The following is a 20,928-nucleotide window of genomic DNA, read 5'->3' as shown; positions in this document are numbered from 1 at the left end:
AATCTGTGCACTGATTAAAGGCGGACGTAATTAGGAGAACATTAATTTAATTTTTAAAACTTTTATGTTTAATTTTATGTGTCTGAAATTAAATGGATTATTTTTTTGAATGTCGACGTTGGAATATCACTGATATAGCCAAAGTAATAGGTGGCACCCAGTAGTTTAAAATGCATCAACTCATTTTTACTCGCAATTCTTCCCGCTATAAATTGAATATTATGTTTTCGGATAAATTTAATAACAGGGAGCAAGCCGGATTTATTTTCTTTTTCCTGAAGTTTTTGAGAAATTTTAATGGCATCAGGTCGGCATTGTTCAAGAAATGGCAAATATTCAGTTGGGGTATGAATATCAATCCACAGGCTCGGGGCCTTCTTTTGCAATGAGGCTAGGTTGTTCGAGAGGATGCCCTGATCCAGGTTTGCCGTATGCAACTGCAGACAAGGAATGATATGCCGCATCGCTTTCTGGTGGTGGCGGTAAAGTTGCTCAATGAAGGTGTGACCTTGCGGCCAGTGTAAGGTTTCAGCTTGAATGGGCACCACCAGATCGTTAATGACGTCAGGGTGAAAGGTGTCGAGCTGAAAGGTAATGTGTTTGACCGCCAGGTAAAGGCTGTAGATATCGAGGCACAAGGCCATGTCTTCTGACAATGTAAAATTGTAAACGCTCTGCTCGCAGTTACCGCCGAACCGGAGTGTCAGGTGCTGGTACTCTACCTCATTGGTATGGATATTTCGAATTGCCTGACAAACATGGCGTATATCATTGAGTCGAAATGCCTCAATGATAATGCCATCGTCTTGGGTGTCCACCGCCGTGGGGATAAGCTCCGCCACATAATCATATAGCGCTTGATTGCTTGATAAATTAGCCAAGGTTTCCTACCACATTGATCTGTTTATTTTCAGGTACTTCATTATACGAGAGCACCGCTAAACCTTGCGCAAAAGTGCGTGCATAGCGAGACAGTAATGGCCTCAATTGCGGCATTACCAATAGGATAGGTGCCATGCTTTGCTCTTTCATCTGCTGTTTTACCAGCGGTAAATTTTGCTGGAACTGGCTCAGAATATTTGGCTCGATAGGGAAGCTATCGAGAACGATCTGCCCGCTGGCCTGTGCCTGCTGCAGTGACTTCATCAGCATCTGTTCCAGTTCATCAGAAAGGGTATAGACATTCAGGTCTTTACGATCGCCATTGATCAGATTAACCAGGGTGCGGCGCAGGCTGCATCTGATGTCAGCGGCAATCAAGATCGGATCTTTGGTGTTTTCAGCACTTTCCAGCATGGTATTGGCGATCGTTCGGATATCTTTCAGCGGAACCTGATCAACCAGTAATTGGCGGTAGACTTTTAATTGCTGGCTTGGATTTAACGATGTACTCAGGGCTTCTGCCAGTTTGGGAGCCTGCTGTGCCAGGCGGTTATTGATTAAGTCCACATCATCATGGGTGAATAACTCTGCCAGATGGTTTTTCATGATTTTACTGATATGGGTGGCAATAACCGTCGCATCATCCACGACTTGATAGCCCATATTAAGCGCCTTGGCTTTATCATCGTGGCTTATCCACACTGCGGGCAGTTGATAGGCTGGATCTTTACCCAGAATACCGTCAACTTGGCCATAAGTATCACCCACGGCAATGGCCATTAAACGCTCAGATTCAATTTCCCCGCGTTCAATCACTTCGCCTTGTACCGAGATGGTGTAATGGTTCGGCTTCAGGCTCAGATTGTCACGAATACTGACTTCAGGAAGGAGGTATCCCACTTGCTCAGACAGGTTTTTCCGTACCCCGCGGATCCGCTGGGGAAGTGGTGCCCCTTGCTCTTTGTTGACCAGGTGAACCAGGCGAAAACCGAGTGCCAGTGACAGGCTATGAACATGAGGAATGTCATCCCAGGTGAGGAGTTGGTCACTCTCGTGCTGCATGGCAGAGCTGATCGCCTGAATTTCATCGAGTTTATCAGCCTGGATGGGGGCTTTCAGCTGTCGCCAACCTGCAAAGGCGAGTACTGCGGCAAAAGAGAAGAAAGCCAGATGCGGCATGCCTGGTACCAGGCCAATGATCAGCATTACACCCGCGACAGTAAACAACGTTGCCGGAGACGCCAGCAGTTGGTTGTGCATGGTTTGTGCCATGTCGTGGTCGCTGTCATTGATACGCGTCACGATAATAGCCGCAGAGGTTGCCAGTAATAGCGATGGGATCTGAGCAACCAAGCCATCACCAATGGTGAGCAGGGCATAGGTTTTGAACGCCTCAGATATTGCTAAGCCATGTTCAAATACCCCGATGCTGATACCACCAATGATGTTAATAAACAGAATGAGCAAACCTGCAATCGCATCACCACGAACAAATTTCGAAGCACCGTCCATTGAGCCGTAGAAATCAGCTTCATTGGCGACATCTCTGCGGCGTTGTTTGGCTGTGTTCTGATCGATTAATCCGGCATTCAAGTCAGCATCAATGGCCATCTGTTTGCCTGGCATGGCATCAAGGGTAAAACGGGCGGCCACTTCTGAAATACGTTCGCCGCCTTTGGTGATAACCACAAAGTTGATGATCATCAGGATGACAAAGACCACCATGCCGACCACATAGTTACCGCCGATAACAACTTCACCGAAAGCCTGAATGACCTTACCGGCAGCATCGCCACCATTTTGACCTTCTAGTAACACAACGCGGGTGGAAGCCACGTTCAGGGTCAAACGCATTAAGGTGGCAACCAGCAGGATAGTCGGGAAGACAGAGAAGTCGAGCGGACGTTTTGCCGTTGTGCTCACTAACAACACCAGAATTGCCAGCACGATGTTAAAGGTGAATAAGGCATCAAGCAGAATAGGAGGCAGCGGCAGAATCACCATTGCCAGAATCATCAATAAGGCAGCGGAGATTCCCACATTACCGCGATTGAAATTTTTTATAGTGTGTAACCAGTTGAACATGCTTGGTCCTTATTGATACTGCTTTAGTGCTGTAAATGGCGTGGAATAGCAAATTTTGGCAGTGACTGAGGTTTGTCTCCCTGACCTTTGCGGAAGGTTTTCAGCTGTAAGACATAGGTCAGTATATGCGCAACGGCGATATACAATTGGTTTGGTACTGCTTGTTCCAATTGTGTCGTGTGGTAGATAGCACGGGTTAATGGCGGCGAGTTTAACACCTCAACCTGATTTTCACGGGCGATACGCTGAATATGCAAAGCCGTTTCATCGGTACCTTTAGCTACCACAAAAGGGGCATCCGATAGTGCGGGATCATATTTAATCGCGACGGCATAATGGGTCGGATTGGTGATCACGACATCGGCTAGGGGAACGGTTTTCTCAATTTTACGTCGGGCAAACTGTTGCTGGATCTGCCGGATACGCTGTTTAACCTCCGGGCGGCCTTCGTTGTTTTTGTATTCTTCTTTCATTTCATGTTTGGTCATTTTTAGCTGTTTCAGGTGTTCCCAACGTTGATAAGGAATATCCAGCAGGCCAAAAATAAGCAGAGCGATCCCCATGCGTAAGACGCCATCGAACAGGACGGTCAAGATCATGATCACACCTTGCTGCAGCGGCAGGCTCTGCATTGCCAGTAACTGGGCCAGGTTACTTTCAAGATAGTGGTAAAGCAGACTGAAAATCACCGCAACCTTGAGCGACGATTTCAGTAGCTCAACCAGCGAGCGGGTCGAGAATATCCGCTTGATACCGGAAAGCGGATTAATTTTAGACAGCTTTGGCAGAACGCTCGCGGGATGAAACAGCCACCCGCCAACAATCAGGCTACTACCGATTGTGGCGACCAAGATCACCACAAATAGTGGCAGTAACAGTTCGATGAGGATCCCAAGGCTATTTCCCAGGTGTTCAATCGCTTGCCACGGGTTATCTAAATCGGCTCGGGAAAGGCTCATATTAAAGCGAAACACGCCGGAAATGCTTTGCCAGATTGTCTGAAACTGAGTCTGGAAAAATAGGCAGACAATCAAGAATATGACCGCCGTCGTTAATTCTTTGCCGCGGGCGATTTGGCCTTCATTACGGGCTTTCTGAATTTTCTGTTGGGACGGCTTTTCTGTTTTGTCCTGGGCACTGTCGTCGCTCATGCTCCCCCCATCATGAAAAGGCGCAGTTGTTGCAGGCTGACATGAACCAGTTCAGTGTAGCGGGTCGGTACCCCACTGATTGACAGTAATATGCTAAATAGCCCTAGTAACATCGTCATCGGAAAGCCTAAAGCATAAACATTCAGGCTCGGGGCGGCGCGATTCATCACCCCGAAACTGATGTTAGCCAGCAGCATTGAAACAATGGCGGGCAGTGCCAACGCCAGTGCTGAGGCAAACATCCAGCCAAACATATTGATAACGAGCTCCAATGACGGCCCTGTCAAGCCGGAACCAACAGGCCAGACCCGAAAACTTTCGACCAGAATATCGATAATCAATAGGTGACCTTCTAAAGCCAGAAATAGCAACGTGCAAAAAATCAGGAACATGCGGCCAAGAATAGCGACAGACAGACCATTAACCGGATCATTCATCACTGCCATGCCAAGGCCCATTTGTAGTGAAATAATTTGGCCTAGCGTGGTCATGACTGAAAACAGTAAATGGACGATAAAACCGAAGAACAGCCCCCACACGGCTTGTTCAAATGCGAGAATAATGGCTTTCAGTGACAGGGGATCAATGGCTGGCATGGCAGGCATCAGCGGAGCAGTAATCACCACCAAAGACAGCACCAGCAACGCTCTGATCCAAACGGGAATGATAGCATCACCAAAAAATGGCATAGCCAGCAGGGCGGCGCCCATCCGAAAGAAGGGCCACCATAATTGACCTAACCAGGCGGTGATGTCGGCAAAGCTCAGTTGCAGCATTAGCCTATCATCCCGGGAATGTTGTGAAACAGGTAATCAAATAAATCGAGAATTTTACGCAACATCCAGTGACCTGCAAAAATTACCATCAGCAGAGTAACCAGCAGTCGCGGCAGAAAGCTTAAGGTCTGTTCATTGATTTGGGTTGCGGCCTGAAAGACGGCGATCAGTAGGCCGACACATAGACCTGGTACTATCAGCACCATTACTATCATGATGATCTGCCAGACAGCATTGGAGAACAGGGTAACGGCTAGCTCGGGCGTCATGAATCTCTCCTAGCCGAAGCTGGCTGACAAGGTGCCAACCGTCATTGCCCAGCCATCAGCGAGGACAAATACTATCAGCTTGAATGGCAGCGAAATAATCAGTGGTGATAACATCATCATCCCCATAGCCATCAAGACACTGGCAACGACCAGATCAATAATCAGAAAAGGGATAAACAACATAAACCCAATCTGGAATGCGGTTTTCAGCTCACTGATGACAAAGGCGGGCAATATCACGGCAAAGGAAATATCATCGACCTGCTGATCCAGCGGTTCATTGGCAATGCGCAGCATCTGCTCCAATGAGCTTTGCTGGGTTTGGTGCAACATAAACGCCCGCACGGGTTTTTCCGCGACAGAAAAGGCTTGCATCAGAGTGATATCGCCATTGTCATATGGGAGAAAAGCATTGTCGTAGACGTCGGTCCAGACCGGACGCATAATCAATATAGTCAGTGCCAGAGTGATCCCGACCAGTACCCGGTTAGGTGGACTTTGCTGCAACCCAAGCGCTTGGCGTAAAATGGCTAACACAATAATAATTCGTGTGAAACTGGTTGCCATTAGCAGAAAGGCCGGAAGAAAGCTGAGAGCAGTCATCAGCAGCAGGATCTGCAATTTAACACTGTATTCCTGCTCAGTTTGACCATCGGTAACGGTCAGGAATGCCAGGCCATTCGGCTCTGCTGCGAATGACTGGAAACTGACTAAACCCAGTAGCAGAATTAAAAGTGGAAGCCAACGCTTAGGCATAGATCAGCTATCCATCGAGCTAAGCGGTGAGTCAACAATATCGATCAACCGCAGGCCATACTTCTCATTAACGACAACAACTTCAGCATGGCCCATGAGTGAACCGTTAACTTTGACATCTAAGGGTTCGCCATTGAGCTTATCGAGTTCAATGATGCTGCCTTCACCGGCTTTCATTAAGTCGCCAAGCGGAATTTCTGTACTGGACACTTCAAGAGTGACCGTGACCGGAATTTTCTTAAAGAAACTGATATCGCGAGTGGGTATTGTTTTTGCCGGGGTGAAAATAAAGTCAGAGCTGTCTTCGGCATCAGAATCCAGCTGTTCCAGTTGCAGATCATCAAAGTTGAGATCGTCGGTATCGAATGTAGGTTGATCTTTCATGTTGTCCATTGAGTTAATCCTTTACATTGTTCAAAATCAGAACGAGTTGACCATTCTGTTCAGCGACTCGCGCACTAAACAGCTGTTCCTGACCAACACTGACCGGTACGTTACTAAGTAAATCAATGTCGATGATGTCATTAGGTTGCAGATTGAGAACCTGATCTAAGGGCATGGTTTTCTGGCAAAGTCTGGCATTCACTCTGACCGGTGTGTGTTCAAGAGCACGTTTAAAGGCTTTATCAATTGGTTTTGCAGGCTCCTGATCCAATTCATTAATCAGAGTCTGGACCAGGGTGGCATCAAAATAAGCCGTTAGTTCAGCACTTGAATCTTGGAAGGTGATATTAAAGCGAGCACTCAATCCAACCCCTTCACTGATAGCGGAGTCAACAGGCTCCCACATTTCTTCTGGCGCAACATGTTGAGCGATTATCTGCCCAATACGTTGCTGTAAACGCATGTCACTGCTTGTAATCTTTGATTTTTCGACATCAGAGTTACGCGCAATATCAGCACTATAAAAACTGTCTGCCATGGTCAGCAACAGCTGCTCAGAGAGATGGGAATTCAGCAAGCCACCAAGTTGATGTTGAAAGACAGCTGCTGGATGACTAAATGTTTCGCTATTAGCTCTATTCAGTTCAATATCAATCAAACTGACAGAGAGTGCGTTATTTTTAATCCATCGTTGTAACTCATGAGTAAGCGACGAAGATGCTTGTAAAAGGATCTGCTTCAGTTCTTCTCTTACGATATGAATCGGTCGTCCCAAAAGTTCAACATTTAAAGCTGGATATTGTTGGGTATTTTCAAGCTCAATTAATTTTATTTTTGGCATGAGATACATAATTCATATGAAATTGGTTTAAATATGATTTTGTTTTTAAATTATATTTAAACAATGGTTTGATACTTTATAAGACTCAGTTTAGCCTGATGTATTTGTTATACTTTAGCTTTTGTTTTCTATTTTGTGACTTTCGTCCATATGTTGTTTATAAGTTTGTGTTTATGGTTTTATTAGTTTTATTAATAACTGACACTATATAAGCTAGGCGTATGTCGGAGATACTTAGAACGGCGAGGTTTGTTTTTAAGTTGTTGTTTTTGTTTAAATTTATACTGATTGATTGTTTTTCGCTCTTTGCGTTTGATTTTAAACCTAAGCGTCAGGCAAATGTCATGTGAATGTCAAAAATAAGTCTTATCATGAATTTCGAACGATAATAAAATACGTTGAGTGCACTTTGTCCGATGCATGTTTAGGCCGTGTTCTGGTCATAAACAAGCTACCGTCAAGGTCCGGTTAATAAATTAAATTAATAACTTTCGAGATGATTCAGCGAGGGTATGCTCGTGCGTATTATGTTTGACAAAAAAATTGGACTGTTACTACTTTTGTTAAAAATTAGTGCGGTTAGTGCACAAAATATATCAATACCCATGGATTTAGTTAAATGGGAATATAAAGGCGACCAGTTTCAGTGTTTATTAAATCAAAATGTAAATAAATTTAGGCAATTAACGTTTATAGCTGAGCCGAATGACAAATTGACGTTGAAAGTTGAGAACAGCCAGATTCTGAAGCACATTGATAGTGCCAGTTTATATATCTCGGACGCGCCATGGGCTGTTGAAAATAAACCGGTTCTGATTGGTACCGGGCAGGTGGCGGCACCCCATGTATTAACGTTTGACCAGTCTGTTGGTGAGTTATTACGCGCCATGTCTAATGGGAAATGGGGTCAGTATGTTATCTCCTATCGTTCGCAGTCCGAGCCGGTATCGGTTGAGTTACCCAGTATCCGGATCACCGAACCACTGAATCAGTTTAATCGCTGCCGCTCTTCGTTACCCGCTATGTCTTACAAGCAAGCGAGAGATATGGTGTTAAGTTTTGAACTAGGGCAGCGAGTTGTCGATAAGCGGCAGAAACACTCACTAGTACAGCTGGCAGACTATGTCAAAGCGGATAAAAAAGTTCGTAACATCTTGATTGACGGGCATACCGACAATGTGGGTCCCTCTCTGGCTAACTTGCAGATTTCAAAAGTGCGCGCCGATGATGTCGCCAGCATACTGGAAGAGGCGGGTGTTAAACCTTCCCTGCTTGAAGTACGTTCTCATGGTTCGCGTTATCCGGTTGCGGGAAATACAACTGATGAAGGCAAGGCGTTGAATCGCAGAGTCACTGTGAGAGTTATCCGAAGTGCACCAAACGAAGAAAGTAAGGTCCACTGATGCGAAATAAAACCGTTCAGCTGATTGAGCCGAACCTTAAAGTCGCCGCTCAAATAACGAGTGTCTTAGAACAAGCTGGCTATCAGGTCAACCATACTCCTGACGGACGATTGGTACCGAATGCCCGGATTACATTGGTCAGCTCAACGCTGCCTGATATGAGCCTGACAGAGTGGATACGATTGAGTCAAGCTAAGACGGGGAATGGGCGACCGATAGCGATAGCAATTGTCGAGCAAAATGAAGGCTTGCTTGCTGCCGAGGCGATGAAAGCAGGAGCAACGGATTATTTACTCAAACCGTTTGAGGCAAACCAGCTTACAAGCTTGCTTCGGCGGGTTGAAGCGCTGGATAAGCCGATGGCGGATATTGTTGCCGAGTCGTGGCGCAGTAAGCAGATCCTGCAATTAGCGCACCGTGCCGCATGTACCAATGCCAGTGTGTTGATCACTGGTGAATCCGGTACCGGCAAAGAAGTGCTGGCGCGATACGTCCATAATCAGTCAGATCGTTGTGATAAGCCTTTTGTGGCGGTGAACTGTGCCGCGATCCCTGAATCAATGCTCGAGGCGGTCTTATTCGGTCATATGAAAGGTGCATTTACGGGGGCAACGCAAAACCAGACCGGTAAATTTGAAGAGGCCAATGGCGGTACTATCCTGCTGGATGAGATTGCAGAAATGTCACCAGCGCTGCAGGCCAAACTACTGCGTGTATTACAGGAACGCGAGGTTGAACGTGTTGGTAGCCATAAAACGATTAAGCTCGATATCCGAGTTATTGCTGCAACCAATAAAGATCTGCGTGTTGCGGTCAAAGAGGGGGTGTTCCGCGAAGATTTGTACTACCGCCTTGACGTTCTGCCACTTCACTGGCCGCCACTTCGCGAGCGTTCAGATGACATTTTACCGCTTGCTCAATTCTTCATAAACAAATACCAGGCCAACAGTGTTTGCTGTCTGTCTGATGATGCCAGCATGGCTCTTAGACATTACCACTGGCCCGGTAATATTCGTGAGCTGGAAAATGTGATTCAGCGTGCGCTGGTTATGCGTCACGGTGACTTTATTACCGATCACGATCTGATGTTACCGATTGAACAGAATACCGTTCATACGCTGAACAGAGCGCTTCCAAATAACGGCCATATTGAAGCGAAGAAAATGGCGGAATTTCAATATATTATCGACATACTAAAAGAATTTAGCGGTAATCGAACCCAATCAGCCAAAGCCCTTGGTGTAACGACTCGGGCTCTGCGTTATAAGTTAGCGGCAATGCGTGAACAAGGCATTGATCTTCAAGCTGAATTGGGCTCTGCCGCATAATAAGGAGATACAATGGCTACTAATATGATTCAGTTGGCAACATCCGAGCAATTAATGCTAGAAAAAATGCAGCAACTGCAGAGCCGGGCCCAGCCGGAGTTTGTGGTGTCTGCTAACCCGCAGGATCAACTGTTATCGCAAACTCAGCTATCGCCGCCGATTTCATTTGCTGGTGCCATGCATCAGGTGCTGGGGGTGGTGAATAATCATCAGGCGATTGCTAGTGCCAAAATGACGGCAGTAGAAACCGGTAAAAGTGATGATCTGGTTGGCGCAATGGTTGCCAGTCAGAAGGCCAGCCTGTCATTTTCTGCATTGATGCAGGTGCGAAATAAAGTTGTATCTTCTTTTGAAGATGTTATGAAAATGCCGGTGTAAGTTATGAACAATGTAATTTCTCAAACCATACCGCAAGTATCGTCAGGCAGTACGATGACCCAACATGTCGATCGGATAAAAAACTTTTGGCATAGCAGTCAGCGTAACTTAGTGTTATCAGCGGTACTTGCGGCAATAGTTGCAGCCATTATTGTGGTTGCGCTATGGAGTTCCAGCCAGAATTATCGCCCGCTTTATAGCCAGCAGGAACAATTCGATACCGGAGAAATCATTTCGGTATTGGAAACGGAAGGTATTCCGTATCGCTTACAAGAGAAAAACGGCCAGGTGTTGGTTGCTGAAGGGGAAGTGTCACGGATCCGTATGCTACTGGCGGCAAAAGGGATCAAAGCTAAATTACCGACGGGTCTTGATTCGCTGAAAGATGACTCCTCGCTCGGTACCAGCCAGTTCATGGAAACCGCCCGGTATCGTCACGGTCTGGAAGGTGAGTTGGTCCGTACTATTATTGCTTTGAATGCTATCTCAAATGCCCGCGTTCATCTGGCTATTCCTCGTAAGACACTCTTTGTGCGTCATAATAGCGAAGCGCCCTCAGCGTCAGTCATGGTGGAATTGAAACCAGGCGAAGACCTGAAAACCAGTCAGGTTGAAGCGATCATTAATCTGGTGACCGGCAGTGTGACCGGAATGAAACCGGAAAATGTGTCGGTCGTCGATCAGTTTGGTCGTCTACTGAGTGCTGACGTCGGATCTGTCGAAACGGGTAAAGTGAACGCGAAATATCTCGATTACCAGAAGAATTTTGAGAAACAGGTTATCTTGCGTGCGGCCGACATGCTGACACCGATTGTGGGTGCAAGTAATTTCCGGGTTCAGGTTGCTGCGGATCTTGACTTCAGCAGCACTGAAGAAACCAAGGAAATTATCGATACCAGTCCAGTGGTGCGTAACGAACACAGTATTCAGAATAGCTCTATTGATAAGATCGCTCTTGGTATACCGGGCTCACTAAGTAACAAGCCTCCAGTGGTTGAAGACCCATCGGCCGAAGACAGTAAAAATACCAATGAAAGAACGGAAATTAACCGTGAATATGCCGTTGGTAGCAGTGTGCGTCATACCAAATACCAACAAGGGCAGATCAATAAACTAACGGTTTCTGTATTGCTCAATTCGGCTGTTGCACCAAACGGTACCGCTTGGACAGACGAAGAGAAGAGGCAGATCAGCATGATGGTTTCTGATGCCGTCGGTATTTCTGCCCAGCGTGGTGACAATATCAGTCTGATGAGTTTCAACTTCACTCCGATTGAAATTCAGACCACGCCGGAAATCCCTTGGTGGCAAGATCCGACCATACAGCAGCCGATCCGTTATCTGATAGGCGGTATTCTTGGCTTGTCGATGATCTTCTTTGTACTTCGTCCTTTGATCACTCATTTAACTGGCATTGATAAGGTTAAAGATGAACTTGAATTTGCATCACCAGAAAGTGATAAGAACGATGAAGGGCTGGTGCAAACCCGTGCTGAAAGAGAACATGAGAACGCATTGAATCAACGGTTATCAGATCGGGGTATTGAAGCGACAAGTTCAGCGCTGGACGCTAATTATGACATGTTACCGCCACCAGGATCGCCGTTGGAAATTCAGCTGAAACATTTACAGCTGATTGCCAACGAGGAGCCGTCCCGCGTTGCTGAAGTATTAAAACAATGGGTGAATGTGAATGAACAAAGCACACACAATAAAGCCGTCTAAACCACATCAGTTAAATAATGTTGAGAAAACAGCATTAGTGCTGCTGGGGATGGGAGAAGATGCAGCGGCTCAGGTTCTGCGGCATTTTTCTCGCGATGAAGTGCAGCGTGTGACCCGTTCAATGGCAAAACTGAGCGGTATCAAAAGTGAAAACGCTAAGAAGATCATCCAGCACTTTTTTGATGATTTTAGAGAGCATAGCGGTATTCGTGGGGCATCTAAAGAGTACCTGTCGAATACTTTACGCAAAGCGTTAGGGAATGATCTGGCAAAAGGGCTGCTCAATACTATTTATGGTGATGAGTTGCGCAATAACATGCAGCGTCTGCAGTGGGTAGACGCTGAGCTTTTGGCGAAGTTCATCAGTCAGGAACACCCGCAGATGCAGGCTATTTTTCTGGCCTACTTACCGGCTGACAGTTCATCGAATGTGTTATCGAAGATGCCGAGTGACTATCATGATGAGATCATTTATCGGATTGCCCGCTTACAAGAAATTGACCATGAAGTGGCGCAGGACCTGAATGACCTAATAGAACGTTGTATCGAACAGATCTCTGTTAATCACAGTGCGCCTATTTCGGGTGCCAAGCAGGCTGCTGATATTATCAACCGTTTTGACGGCGATCGAAGCCAGTTGATGGAGTTGCTCAAACTTCATGATGAGCAGGTGGTTAGCGACATTGAAGAGAATATGTTTGATTTCGTTATTCTGGCCCGTCAGCGAGAAGCCACGATGGATCGTCTGGTACAGGAAGTAACGGTAGAGTTGTGGTCACTCGCACTTAAAGGTGCTGAAATTAAACTGCAGCAAGCGATTAAACGTTCGATGCCCCAACGAATGGTCAAAACACTGGAAGATGAAATGGCTGTGCGCGGGGCTGTAGCTATCAGCCAAGTAGAAAAGGCCCGCCAGGACATTATGCAACTAGTTCGGGAACTGGCTGCGAACGGTGAAATCGACTTGTTGCTATACCAAGAAGCGACGGTGGAGTAGGTCATGAAAACAGCAAAGGTTATGCGCTTAAACCCGGGCCAGTATCGTTTGCACCGTTTCCCGCCAGTGGCTGAACCAAGACGGGAACCCGATTCTAATAATTTCGACGGTGGCGAGGACAGCTGGCAGGATAACCAATTTGACTTACAGCAACGACTCGAAGAAGGCTTCCAGCAAGGGTTGCAGCAGGGGCATGATGAAGGCCTGCAACAAGGAATAAAACAAGGCCGGCAACAGGGCTTAGTTGATGGACAGAATGAAGGTTTTCAGCAAGGCTTTGTTAAAGGAGAGCAGCTAGGGCGTGAAGGCTTTACGGCTGCAATTCAGCCAGTCAATGAGTTGTACAACAAACTAGCGTTGTGGCATACAGACAAAGAGCGAGAACAGCGCCAACAGATTTGTGATCTGGTACAAAAGGTCGCTCAGCAAGTTATTCGGGCCGAGTTAACGTTAATGCCTCAGCAGATCTTAGCATTGGTAGATGAAACGCTGGAAGCTCTGCCGGGTAAAACGGATCGGGTGGTTGTTCATCTTAATCCGCAAGATCTTGAACGGATCAATAATATCAGTACTGAGCTGCCAAAATCATGGAATTTGGTGGCGAATAAAGATCTTACTATTGGCAGTTGTCAGTTGGTAACTGATCATGCGGAAGCTGATGCCAGTTGCGATGCCCGGCTAGAAACCTGCATGGAAAATGTACGCGAGCATTTGCTGGATGATGAAGTAATAAAATCGGTGATTTCACAGGAGGTCGCAAGTGAATAACGACGTGCTGGCTGATCGTCTGAGTGATGCGATAGCATCTTTGGAGTCGATACCGGTTGCTCGTGTTACCGGGCGGCTGGTCAGAGTCAGCGGTTTGATGCTGCAAGCTGTCGGGTGTCGTTTCAAGCTCGAGCAGCGGTGTCTGGTTGAAGCCGATGATGGCGAAATGATCGAAGCACAGGTTGTTGGTTTCGATCATACAATGACCTATCTGATGCCTGTGCGCCAGCTTGGCGGATTGTATGCGGGCGCGAAGGTTATCCCTCTTGATGGTGACAGCATGGTCAATATTGGTGCTCATTGGCTGGGCCGAGTCGTCAATGGCCTGGGTGATCCATTTGATGAGGGGGGGCCATTGAAAGGGGGGGAACGGGTATCTTTAGAGGCTCGTTCTATTAATCCGTTGAAACGTCGTCCGGTCGATACCCCGCTTGATGTTGGCATTCGTTCCATCAATGCGCTGCTGACCGTTGGTAAAGGACAACGTATCGGCTTAATGGCGGGTAGTGGAGTGGGTAAAAGTGTTCTGCTTGGCATGATCACTAAAAATACTACAGCAGACGTGGTGGTGGTCGGCCTGATTGGTGAGCGCGGCCGAGAAGTCCGTGAATTTATTGAACGCAACCTTGGCCCTGAAGGGTTAAAAAGGGCGATCATCATTGCCGCTCCAGCCGATGAGTCTCCCTTGATGCGACTTCGAGCCACCAAGCTTTGCCATCGGGTTGCTGAATACTTTCGTGATCAGGGCAAAGACGTCTTACTATTAATGGATTCACTGACACGTTATGCCATGGCGCAACGTGAAATTGCACTGTCATTGGGCGAGCCGCCAGTCTCCAGAGGCTATCCGCCCTCGGTCTTCAGCTTATTACCACAGCTGTTAGAGCGGGCGGGGAATAGTGAAAATCAAGATGGCAGCTTAACCGCTATTTATACCGTACTCGCCGAAGGTGATGATCAGCAAGATCCTGTCGTCGATTCAGCCCGGGCTATCTTAGATGGTCACGTGGTGCTGTCGCGTACGCTGGCAGAGCAGGGACATTATCCGGCGATTGATATTAATGCTTCAATCAGTCGCTGTATGAGCAATTGCACCGATAGCTCTCATGTTATGGTCAGCAATCGGTTTCGGCAGTTTAACGCCAATTATCAACAGGTGAAGGAGCTTTTGCCGCTTGGTGGTTATCTCCCCGGCCAGGATCCCGAACTGGATCAGGCGGTAATGATCCAGCCTAAGCTTAAAGCCTTTTTAGTCCAGCAAGTCGATGAAGTAACCGATTATCCAGCCAGTTTAGCCCAGTTAGCCCTGCTGTTTAGTGATCAGCCTGATCCGCAGGCGGCAATATGAATAACATGGTGAAAGCGGTGGGCAAACTGCAGCAATTAGCTGAGAAGGATAGGGAACGGCAGGGAAAGTCTTATAAACTGCATCAGCAGCAAATCGGCTACTTTCAACAACAACTTGATGAATTAAGCCTGCTCAAGTCTGGCAGTAGCGAAGGCTATACAAGCATAGCCAATGGTATAACTCTACAGAATAATACCCGTGTTCAGGTGATGTTGAGCAGAATGATTGATCACCAGCTGCATGAAATGGCAGTTATGGACGCTGAGTGCCAGCGGGCTAAATCCCAGTTGGAAGCAAGCCATGCCAGAGTGAAGGGGCTGGAAACCGTACTTGACCGTTGGAAAGCTAAACAGCAGTATGAGCAGGCTAAAAAAGAGCAGAAACAGATCGAAGATCTTATTAGTGCCCGTTATAAGCGAAAAAGAGTGTAGCTTCGTTCAAATCGGGCGGTTAGCTGTTGCGCTAATGAAGACCGCCCTATTGGTATTACAGCGATAAAAAGAACAACATCAGTACGGGAACCAGCAAGCTCAGGATAAAACCGCTGACTATTGCAATAGGAACACAGCGAATGCCGCCGCAGTTCTGAATGACCGGCAGGGTAAAGTCCATCGCAGTGGCACCGGCATAGCCGATAGCCGTATTGGGATAACGCTGTATAATGATTGGGATCAGGCTGAGGGCAATAAGCTCTCTGAGTAATTCATTTAAGAAGGCGGCACCACCATAAACTGGCCCCAGTCCGTCGCCCATTAATATGCCAGCCAACGAGTACCAGCCAAAACCCGACGCCATCGCTAAACCGTGGTTAAATGGAATATCCAGGATAAAAGCAGCAACCAGGCCACCGGTCAAGGAGGTGGCGATGATCACGAGGGCAATAATAATGCCTTTCTTATTCAATAAAATTTGGCGTAAAGTCATGCCGCTATTTCTAAGTTGAATGCCAATCAGAAAGAGCAAAATGAGCAGGATTGTTTCGCTGGCTTGGTCAACCCATGAAAGATCGAAACCCACGGTGATCCCCACCAACAGCCCACCGGCGACGACTAAAACCAAACGAACTGATTCCATGACCATTTTACGAAGGGGGAGTTGACGATGATCGTGACTGGTATCCGTTGGCCATAGCCGATCTAAGAAAGGCAGTGCCGCCAAATTACATAAGCTAATCGAGATAAAAAACGTCAGGGTATAGGTAAGAATTTGGTTCAGATTCTGCCCTAAATTATCCAATCCTGCCAGGCTTAACCCCATCAATGCAAGAATCACCAACACAAGGCGGCTGGTCTGGGTATTAATGAATTCTAATACCGAACTTTTGCTCACCGGTATTAAATAGCCAATTATCAATGGCAGGAAAATGTAGAGCATCCCTGAGAACATGAGCATCCTTACGTATTGTCTAAATATCAATATTTGATATGTATTTTAATAGCTTATCAATAGGGCTTAGCCATGGTCAATTGAAACAACGCGGTATATTGTACCGCATTGGGAAAGGAGGGGGTTACATACCGGAGTCTTTCATGATATTTCGTATTTGGCTTTCGAAATCGGCATCAGGCATGTTGGTGAGTTCATACATGACTTCGGCACCAGCTAAATCAAGTTCAACATGGTGTTCGTTGATGGCCTCATCATTACTTTTAAACATCAACAAGTGGTTGGCCATTCTCGCGATATCCAGATAACTGGTATTATTATACTGTTCCTGATAGGGCATCGCTTTATTTGAAGAGACTTCCAGATAATCATCATCAAATCCCCAGTGCTTGAGCACCATGGGCGTCGCTTTACCACAGCAGTGCTGGAAAACATAGATCGCGATGTCGAGATCCAGGTAATTACCATTATCCAAGTAAGACTGGTACTCATTAATTAAACCAAATACGCCGATATCGGCTAATAAACCCGTCAGTAAGGCTTTTTCGGGTTCAAGTCTCAATGGCTTATTACTATGCTTAGTTACCCCCTGACAGATTAATGCCATGGTACCGGCTAGCTGGCGAGAACGAAGAGCACTTTGCGACAATAATAAATTACATTCATGACTAAAATGATTTTTATTTTTCAGCTCTTCAATTGCTTGTGCTGTGACAATATCCCGGACTCTGAGAATACCTAAGCGTGATACTGCGGTTTGAATATCATGACAAATAATATTACGCCTATTGAACATAATAGTATTCGAAGTGCGAACAATCGATGCTGCCAAGCTGGGATCATCGAGCAAAAGGTCAGCAATATCACGAACCGTCGTATCGTCAGCGTTACAGAGCGTATGTAGCTGAGCTAACACCTCCGGTATCGGTGGAAGTGATAGACGATTTTTCCTGACTGCGTCCTTTACAAGAGAGCAAAATTCAGACTCCAGCCCTTTGATGATTTTTTCATTTTCGGGTTTTAGCCAAAAAAAAGATAAATGTGTCATTACTTATTGTAGTTAATGATAGATAAAAAGATTCTAACGCGAGCGGAGAGTGATGGACAGAGGCATGGAACAAAAAAGAGAAAGAAGTTAAAAGTTAAAAATTCAAATTACATCGCACTACTCTCGTCATTATATTCAGTATTTAGCAATCTCAGCAGAAATCGAATGGTTAACTTTGGACTTTCCTGGGTAATGAGCAATTGTTTATATCGAACCTCAAGAGGCAGGATCTCAATCCACCTCTGACAGATCCAACTAAGATCATGGTATTTTGGGGCGGGATATAATGCACCGATATCAGGCATGGTGGAGTAAAACAGTTTTAGCTTATCACTTAAACATTGCGTCTTACTCGTAATCGGCAGCGAATGCCACTGAACATAAGGCTTATATTCTCCGATCAGAAGCCCGTCATTTTCAATCTGAATATCGAGCAGACGGATTTTTTTCCTTCCCTCAACCGTCACTCCCAGCAGCCCCCCGTCAAGCGCGTTAAAATCGACAATGTTGACCAGAGTTGCAATCGCAGGAATTTTTTTTATCTCCTGGTTTTCATCGGCCTCATTGACCATGCACATAGTAAAGCCAGAATTTGATGCTAGCGCTTCTTTTACCATACGAATGTATCTTATCTCAGCAATTGTAATTTCGACTCTTCCGCCGGGTAAAACATGATCTGATGATGGAAGCAGTGCCGTACGTGCCATTTTATACCCTCAACTTATTACTATTAACCATAGACCTCAGTGATAAGAATAACGATAAGGCATAGGCATATTATTCGATGTTTCTGAGATATTACTCGACGAAAAATATGGTCACTTTTTGTCACTTTTCGCTTATTTCGCGATAAATAATATGCCTCAAATCTCAAAATCAAGTGTTCATTGTTTCATATGTGGCAATTATAATTCTCGTGTGTCATTGTCAATTTATTGGCGATTTTGTTGGCTGGAGGATATACAGTGACTTCGTTCAAGGAAGAGTTTTTTAACTATCTGAGCGGCTTCGGATGCCATGAGAAACGCTCAATGTTCGGCGGAACAGGTGTTTTCATCAATGGCGCAATGTATGCGATTTTAACGGATACTTCATTTTTTCTCCGTGGAGGAGGAGATCTCGATAAAAAACTTGTAGCATCAGGCTGTGTGAAATTTAAACATATCAAAAGAAGTACAACCGCTGTAGTTAATTATTATGATATTACTCAATTGTTTTTGCGAGATGCGAAAAAATGCAGCGCACTCGTCAATGAGTCTATCGACATATCGCGAAAAGAGAAGGCTTTTAAAACATCGGAGCAGAGTAAGCGATTGCGAGACTTACCGAATATGCGTTTGACCTTAGAGCGCATGGTTAAAAAGGCGGGCATTCCGGATGTCAGTAGTTTTGTTACATTAGGCGCTGCGGAAGTGTATCGCAAAGTAAGAAGTACACATGGCAATGATGTTGACGTGAAATTGCTCTGGATGTTTGCGGGGGCAATTGATGGTTGCCATTGGACGTTATTAAAAGAAGAGCAGAAACAAAGCTTACTAAGCGCTATTAAATAAAACTCTCTCTCCTTATCGTCTGGCCACCTCTTCTGGGTGGCTTTTTATTTGGTACAATGTGACCAAATAAATATGCCCCATTTGGGACTCTATGCAATTACCTAAACTTACGGGATCTGTGCTGTCTGGCCTGCACTGCTTTCTTATTGCCGCAGATCAGATGAGCTTTACTCGCGCGGCAGAAATTCTTTGCCTTACTCAAAGTGCAGTTAGCCATAAAATAAAGAACCTGGAAGGCAGCCTGGGAGTGCAGTTATTTATTCGACAGCCACGTAAGCTGTTATTGACGGAAGAAGGTAAGCGTCTAAAAGCCGTTGTTGCTCATAATTTTGGAGATATAGTCCATGAAATTAGGGATTTAAAAACATTAGAGCTGAGTGGAGATCTGAATGTTTCAGTACCGCCGACTTTCGCTCAAACCTGGCTGCTACCTCGTCTTAAAAACTTCATCGATAAATACCCGGCATTGCGTTTTCATCTTCGTACCCGCAATGATCTGGTTGACTTCCAGACTGAATCATTTGATTGCGCGATCTACTTTGGCCATGGGAAATATGCTGGTCTGCATTCAGAGAAGTTAATGGATGAAACGATGCTGCCTGTTTGTAGCCATGAATATGCCACGGCACATAATCTTTATGAGCAGCCTGAAAATCTGATTTCATGTATGTTGTTGCATGATGCAGCACCATGGGCCAGGGCTGGTCGTAACGATGAATGGCAATACTGGGCGCAGCGGCAAGGGGTTGCTTTACCGGAGAGTGGCTGCACCTTTGATCGAGCTGATTTGGCCTTACAAGCCGCTGAAAGAGGGCTGGGTGTTGCAATGGGGCGGACGTCATTTATCGCAGAGCAATTGTCGACCAATCGTTTAGTAACACCGATTAACCGGCCTGTTCGTTCCCCGCTCAGTTACTACGTGGTGTGTCGTCAGGAAGTCGTTTCCTCACCACGGATTAAGGCATTTCAGCAGTGGTTAACCAGTGAAATCTCTGACTGAACGCCAAGTTAGCCACGATAAAAAGCCCCTGGCGGGGCTTTATTCTTTAGTATTTGAAGCGAGTGGTCAGCATGATATGGTCGCTGTAAGTGTCGTTGAAACGACCTTCTGCACCAATAGAAAATAACTCCGTCGCATGGAATCGCGCGTATATTGCACCGATAGTGCTCTCGTCATCATCGATGCTGGTATGGCCAATCAGACCGCCAACTTCAAGTTGCGGGCCAAGCCACTGGCGAATACCAACGTTCACTTCCATGCCGAATTCTCCGCTCGAACTTGTGTGCTTATCACTTTTTTCGTTACGAAGCTTAAGCTGACCCGTGATATCGGCCCAGTTGTTAACCGGGGCGTGGAAACCAACCCCCAAGGCCAGATTCCAGTCGTCTTCGAACTCTGTATCAATATTACCGGTAATATGCGCATTCGGGTGTATGGATTTACTGAAACCTGCGCCGTACGTTAGCGGGCTAATACCAATACGCGCTTCAGCGTAATCGTAACTGAAGTTACTCATCGTTGTTGATGACTCAGCATGGACTGCTGAAACAGATGCTAGCACAAGGCCTGTAGCACAAAAAAATTTACGCATGATAATTAGTCCAAGGAGCAAAAATAATCCGCTCATTTTAATAGACAAATAAATTCAATAATAGATTTATGGTCTATTTAGTTGAGAAATTGATGTGTGTGTGGCTAAAAGTGCAGCAAAAATCACAGAAAAGCGTGATCTGGCACTCGGTTATCATTATGAGCTAATGAGATTAAGAGCATATAAGTGTTTAAAAAATAGGCATATAAAAGCCGATGTAACGAATAACCTAAATTTAGAGTGGATTCTCGCGGACTT

General features: G+C 45.9%; 22 protein-coding genes. 10 read left to right on the top strand and 12 right to left on the bottom strand.

The features are described 5' to 3' along the window. Positions 1 to 74 precede the first annotated feature (74 nt). The 8 genes from R3289_RS01955 to R3289_RS01920 are packed head-to-tail and all read right to left on the bottom strand — an operon-like array spanning position 75 to position 7,144. Complete coding sequence (locus R3289_RS01955) at positions 75 to 881, bottom strand: hypothetical protein (protein WP_318923678.1); 807 nt, start codon at positions 879 to 881, stop codon at positions 75 to 77. Further along, entirely contained in the window at positions 874 to 2,967 is a 2,094-nt protein-coding gene (gene flhA, locus R3289_RS01950) for a flagellar biosynthesis protein FlhA (protein ID WP_318923676.1), read from the bottom strand. The genes R3289_RS01955 and flhA overlap by 8 nt, the downstream gene beginning before the upstream one ends. 23 nt (positions 2,968 to 2,990) lie before the next feature. Next, positions 2,991 to 4,118 carry a flagellar biosynthesis protein FlhB gene (gene flhB, locus R3289_RS01945; RefSeq protein WP_318923675.1) on the bottom strand — a complete coding sequence of 376 codons (1,128 nt, stop codon included), beginning with the start codon at positions 4,116 to 4,118 and terminating at the stop codon, positions 2,991 to 2,993. After that, complete coding sequence (fliR, locus tag R3289_RS01940; protein WP_413466649.1) at positions 4,115 to 4,894, bottom strand: flagellar biosynthetic protein FliR; 780 nt, start codon at positions 4,892 to 4,894, stop codon at positions 4,115 to 4,117. Before fliR ends, flhB begins: the two co-directional genes overlap by 4 nt. Next, positions 4,894 to 5,163, bottom strand: a complete 270-nt coding sequence (fliQ, locus tag R3289_RS01935; RefSeq protein WP_318923673.1) for a flagellar biosynthesis protein FliQ — start codon at positions 5,161 to 5,163, stop codon at positions 4,894 to 4,896. The genes fliR and fliQ overlap by 1 nt, the downstream gene beginning before the upstream one ends. A gap of 9 nt (positions 5,164 to 5,172) precedes the next feature. Then, positions 5,173 to 5,919, bottom strand: coding sequence for a flagellar type III secretion system pore protein FliP (fliP, locus tag R3289_RS01930; RefSeq protein ID WP_318923672.1), 747 nt, complete (start codon positions 5,917 to 5,919; stop codon positions 5,173 to 5,175). 3 nt (positions 5,920 to 5,922) lie between these two features. Then, complete coding sequence (gene fliN, locus R3289_RS01925) at positions 5,923 to 6,312, bottom strand: flagellar motor switch protein FliN (RefSeq protein WP_318923671.1); 390 nt, start codon at positions 6,310 to 6,312, stop codon at positions 5,923 to 5,925. A 4-nt stretch (positions 6,313 to 6,316) separates the two neighbouring features. Further along, a complete protein-coding gene (locus R3289_RS01920; RefSeq protein ID WP_318923669.1) occupies positions 6,317 to 7,144 on the bottom strand; it encodes a FliM/FliN family flagellar motor C-terminal domain-containing protein in 828 nt (275 codons plus the stop codon). Positions 7,145 to 7,656: 512 nt separating this feature from the next. On the opposite strand from R3289_RS01920, the gene R3289_RS01915 reads away from it, so the two are divergent. Genes R3289_RS01915 through fliJ form a run of 8 tightly spaced genes read left to right on the top strand, consistent with a single transcriptional unit; the run spans position 7,657 to position 15,522 of the window. Then, on the top strand, positions 7,657 to 8,547 hold the full coding sequence (locus R3289_RS01915; RefSeq protein WP_318923668.1) for an OmpA family protein: 891 nt from the start codon (positions 7,657 to 7,659) through the stop codon (positions 8,545 to 8,547). Then, a complete protein-coding gene (locus R3289_RS01910) occupies positions 8,547 to 9,875 on the top strand; it encodes a sigma-54 dependent transcriptional regulator (protein ID WP_318923667.1) in 1,329 nt (442 codons plus the stop codon). The genes R3289_RS01915 and R3289_RS01910 overlap by 1 nt, the downstream gene beginning before the upstream one ends. A gap of 12 nt (positions 9,876 to 9,887) precedes the next feature. Continuing rightward, positions 9,888 to 10,253, top strand: a complete 366-nt coding sequence (fliE, locus tag R3289_RS01905; RefSeq protein ID WP_318923666.1) for a flagellar hook-basal body complex protein FliE — start codon at positions 9,888 to 9,890, stop codon at positions 10,251 to 10,253. 54 nt (positions 10,254 to 10,307) lie between these two features. Beyond that, positions 10,308 to 11,978, top strand: coding sequence for a flagellar basal-body MS-ring/collar protein FliF (gene fliF, locus R3289_RS01900; RefSeq protein ID WP_318923931.1), 1,671 nt, complete (start codon positions 10,308 to 10,310; stop codon positions 11,976 to 11,978). After that, the gene (locus R3289_RS01895; RefSeq protein ID WP_318923665.1) at positions 11,947 to 12,975 is read left to right on the top strand and encodes a flagellar motor switch protein FliG; all 1,029 of its coding nucleotides are present in this window, start codon (positions 11,947 to 11,949) and stop codon (positions 12,973 to 12,975) included. Before fliF ends, R3289_RS01895 begins: the two co-directional genes overlap by 32 nt. Before the next feature lie 3 nt (positions 12,976 to 12,978). Beyond that, positions 12,979 to 13,743, top strand: coding sequence for a flagellar assembly protein FliH (fliH, locus tag R3289_RS01890; protein ID WP_318923663.1), 765 nt, complete (start codon positions 12,979 to 12,981; stop codon positions 13,741 to 13,743). Beyond that, positions 13,736 to 15,091: a flagellar protein export ATPase FliI gene (gene fliI / locus R3289_RS01885; RefSeq protein ID WP_318923662.1), complete on the top strand. Its 1,356-nt coding sequence runs from the start codon at positions 13,736 to 13,738 to the stop codon at positions 15,089 to 15,091. Before fliH ends, fliI begins: the two co-directional genes overlap by 8 nt. Then, on the top strand, positions 15,088 to 15,522 hold the full coding sequence (fliJ, locus tag R3289_RS01880; protein ID WP_318923661.1) for a flagellar export protein FliJ: 435 nt from the start codon (positions 15,088 to 15,090) through the stop codon (positions 15,520 to 15,522). Before fliI ends, fliJ begins: the two co-directional genes overlap by 4 nt. Before the next feature lie 55 nt (positions 15,523 to 15,577). Here fliJ and R3289_RS01875 read toward each other — a convergent pair whose 3' ends face one another. From R3289_RS01875 to R3289_RS01865, 3 genes are all read right to left on the bottom strand, one after another. Further along, positions 15,578 to 16,477: a lysine exporter LysO family protein gene (locus R3289_RS01875; protein ID WP_318923659.1), complete on the bottom strand. Its 900-nt coding sequence runs from the start codon at positions 16,475 to 16,477 to the stop codon at positions 15,578 to 15,580. 124 nt (positions 16,478 to 16,601) lie between these two features. Then, the gene (locus R3289_RS01870) at positions 16,602 to 17,525 is read right to left on the bottom strand and encodes an HDOD domain-containing protein (protein ID WP_318923657.1); all 924 of its coding nucleotides are present in this window, start codon (positions 17,523 to 17,525) and stop codon (positions 16,602 to 16,604) included. A gap of 107 nt (positions 17,526 to 17,632) precedes the next feature. Next, positions 17,633 to 18,232 (bottom strand): LON peptidase substrate-binding domain-containing protein, encoded by a 600-nt coding sequence (locus R3289_RS01865; protein ID WP_318923656.1) that lies wholly within the window; start codon positions 18,230 to 18,232, stop codon positions 17,633 to 17,635. Positions 18,233 to 18,490: 258 nt separating this feature from the next. Here R3289_RS01865 and R3289_RS01860 point away from each other — a divergent pair, with 258 nt between their 5' ends. Together R3289_RS01860 and dsdC are read left to right on the top strand one after the other, a co-directional pair. Beyond that, positions 18,491 to 19,078, top strand: a complete 588-nt coding sequence (locus tag R3289_RS01860; RefSeq protein ID WP_318923654.1) for a TfoX/Sxy family DNA transformation protein — start codon at positions 18,491 to 18,493, stop codon at positions 19,076 to 19,078. 91 nt (positions 19,079 to 19,169) lie between these two features. After that, on the top strand, positions 19,170 to 20,078 hold the full coding sequence (gene dsdC / locus R3289_RS01855; protein WP_318923653.1) for a DNA-binding transcriptional regulator DsdC: 909 nt from the start codon (positions 19,170 to 19,172) through the stop codon (positions 20,076 to 20,078). 46 nt (positions 20,079 to 20,124) lie between these two features. Here dsdC and R3289_RS01850 read toward each other — a convergent pair whose 3' ends face one another. Next, a complete protein-coding gene (locus R3289_RS01850) occupies positions 20,125 to 20,670 on the bottom strand; it encodes a hypothetical protein (protein WP_318923652.1) in 546 nt (181 codons plus the stop codon). Between the last annotated feature and the right edge of the window lie 258 nt (positions 20,671 to 20,928).

This window comes from Photobacterium sp. (assembly GCF_033720175.1).
Classification (GTDB): Bacteria; Pseudomonadota; Gammaproteobacteria; order Enterobacterales; family Vibrionaceae; genus Photobacterium.
Note: the sequence above shows the minus strand (reverse complement) of the source record. Positions and strands in the feature narration are given on the sequence as shown.